We start from the raw sequence: 2,776 nt of genomic DNA, 5'->3' as shown, positions 1-2,776 counted from the left end.
CTAAACGCATCAACAACATAGCATTTCATTACACCTCCTCATATCAAAACAAAGTGTCATTATATCCAATCAACTTATCTTTATTAGAATCAAGCAAGAAGATTCTTGCTCGCGCTTTGGCTTAATCAGGCAAGAAGATTCTTATCTCTCTTAGCATACTCAAACTTTTTGTTAAATACCTATCCATTGTAACAATCTCCTTTTAGAGAATCTCTTAGCACACTCAAATTAATCTCTCCGTAACTCCAACTCCTTATAGCCTTAAGAGAATCTCTTAGCAATTCAAACAGACTACACAAACGCCCTAATGGCATTAAATATTTCTTGGGCATATTCATTGTGTTTGGCATAGAAAATATGACCCGCATCAGGCACAATCACGATAGTGTTGTTTTGGGGCTCTTTAGTGCAAGTGATGATTTTTTCGGCGAATGCTCGTGCGTTTCCACCCGTGCAGCTGTCTTTCTCCCCGATGATAACCGTGCCACAAATAGAGATTGCCCCTAGTGAATGTGTTTCTCCCGCTCCTCCTGCAAAGGGACAATTCTTTAGGGTTGTGTTTTCATAGAATGCCAAAAGGGTGTGTGCACTCATTGGCGAAAAGTCTAAATACAAAAAGGGCAGAATCTCTTCTCCTCTGCCCTCACTCACGAAGTGCTTTGCGGTTTGTAGCCAATTTTCTTTGCGCTCATCATTTTGCAATGCGTCCAAATCCACAGGACCTGTGAGGATAAACTTCTTAATCAGTGGGTGATGATGCAAGGAAAGGTAATGAATGATTTTATTTGAGCCTAGAGAATGCCCCGCTAAAATGATATTTTTAAATCCTTGTGCTTGGGCAAACTCCACATAGGCATCGACATCCTCACAGATGACATCAAAATCATCAATCACTACACCCTTAAGCTCTTGTTTTTGCGTGATGAGATTGGAATAGTGTAAAAGGGAAAAGGCGTCCATTGCCTGCCCTACAATATAAGCACAACCTCTTTGAGAGAGAATCTCACCGGTGGTTTGCAAAAGCTCATTATTAAAGATATTGCTACAAATCCCGCTCATCAAAATCACCACACTCTCCGCCCCCTCACACTCATACATCACACTGCGTAAAACTAAACCCCGCCTAGTGGGGACACTGATAATTTGCATTAAATCTCCTTTATCATTATGTTAAGTCTTCTTTTTCATCTTAATGACGCTCCGCAAGGCTGCCTTTATGTTTCTGGCTTATGATAGCTTTATTAGAGTTACCTTTATTGTGATCGCTTTTCTCCATTAAGCCCACTTTTGTCCTATTTTTGATAGTATTTGCTAATGTTCCTCAATTCACCTCCGTAGCTCATTGAGCATCTTTACCATTGCGGGATCGCGGTGATTGAAAAAGAGGCTTTGCTTATCATCAAGTGCGGCGATAGTTTTCATATCCTCTTCATCAAGGCTAAAGTCAAAGATATTAAAATTCTCACTCATTCGCTCTTTTCTCGTGGTTTTTGGAATCACAATGATATTTCTCTGAACAAGCCACCGTAAAATCACTTGAGCGATACTTTTATCATGCTTTTTACCCACTGCTGCGAGGGTAGGATGATAGAACATATTATTCCTGCCCTCCCCAAAAGGCGCCCAAGATTCCATCGTAACTCCGTATTCTTGTAGAATCTCTTGTGCTTCAAATTGTGCGTGTAGGGGGTTGCATTCGATTTGATTGAGGGCGGGCTTAACCTCATTGTTTAAACAAAAATCCGCGATTCTATCAGGATAAAAATTACTGACACCAATGGCTTTAATCAAGCCCTCCTGATACAGCTTGCTCATCGCCCTCCACGCACCATAAATATCATTAAAGGGCTGATGAATGAGATATAAATCCACATAATCAAGCCCAAGCTTTTTGCGTGAGGTTTCAAAGGCTTTGAAAGCCCTCTCTTGCGTTACATCGCTAATCCATAGCTTGGTCGTGATAAACAGCTCCTCTCGCTTTATCCCACTTGCCTTAATGGCTGCGCCTACGGCTTCTTCATTAAAATACGCTTGGGCGGTATCGATACTGCGATACCCCACAGCCATAGCGTCTTCTACGCACCTTTGACATTCTTTATGGTCAGAGATTTGATACACACCATAGCCAAGTATTGGCATTTGGACGCCGTTGTTTAATGTGATAGTCTGCATACTCTTTCCTTTGCGCGATATTTGAGATGCTTCATTAGTGATTGATTCTCTCATTGTGGATTCTGCTGAATCTTGCGTGTCTTGGGCTTTTGAATCTTTAGATTCTAAAGAATCTTTAGAATCACAGGCATTAAATCCTAAGATTCCTAAGCTTGCAAGGCTTGTCATTGTAGCGACTTTAGCAGAGGTTTTGAGAAACTCTCGTCTAGGATTCATTAGGATACTCCTTATAAGATGAAATCAACGAGGATAATGACTTGTTGTTTTATACTCTTTTAAGCCTATCAAACGATGATAAACTTCTCTTGTAAGAGTGTTATCATCATTCCTTCAAGCAAAAACAAAAACCTTATTATAAGACCTGATACTTAGTATCTGTCAAGGGGTGATTTATGAAAAATATCATATTTGCCAAGATTAATCAATGAAAAAAAGGGGTGATTGAGCGAAGAGATTGTAAGGAGTGAGATTTAAAACTCTCTAATATTTCTTTATCTCTACCCTCCAGCTCTAGCAGTCAAACTAATAACAGGATTTAAAACTCTCTAGTATTTCTTTGTCTCTACTAGAATTGAGTGAAAGAGATTGTAAGGTGTGGATTTTA

Annotated in this window: 2 protein-coding genes; both read right to left on the bottom strand. The window is 39.9% G+C overall.

The features are described from left to right. Window positions 1-291: 291 nt before the first annotated feature. Window positions 292-1,149 (bottom strand): DUF1749 domain-containing protein, encoded by an 858-nt coding sequence (locus CQA44_RS11740; protein WP_115547389.1) that lies wholly within the window; start codon window positions 1,147-1,149, stop codon window positions 292-294. 177 nt (window positions 1,150-1,326) lie between these two features. Next, the gene (locus CQA44_RS11735) at window positions 1,327-2,388 is read right to left on the bottom strand and encodes an aldo/keto reductase (RefSeq protein ID WP_309544894.1); all 1,062 of its coding nucleotides are present in this window, start codon (window positions 2,386-2,388) and stop codon (window positions 1,327-1,329) included. Window positions 2,389-2,776 lie beyond the last annotated feature (388 nt).

This window comes from Helicobacter sp. MIT 14-3879, assembly GCF_003364125.1.
This window is presented reverse-complemented; position numbering and strand designations above follow the sequence as displayed.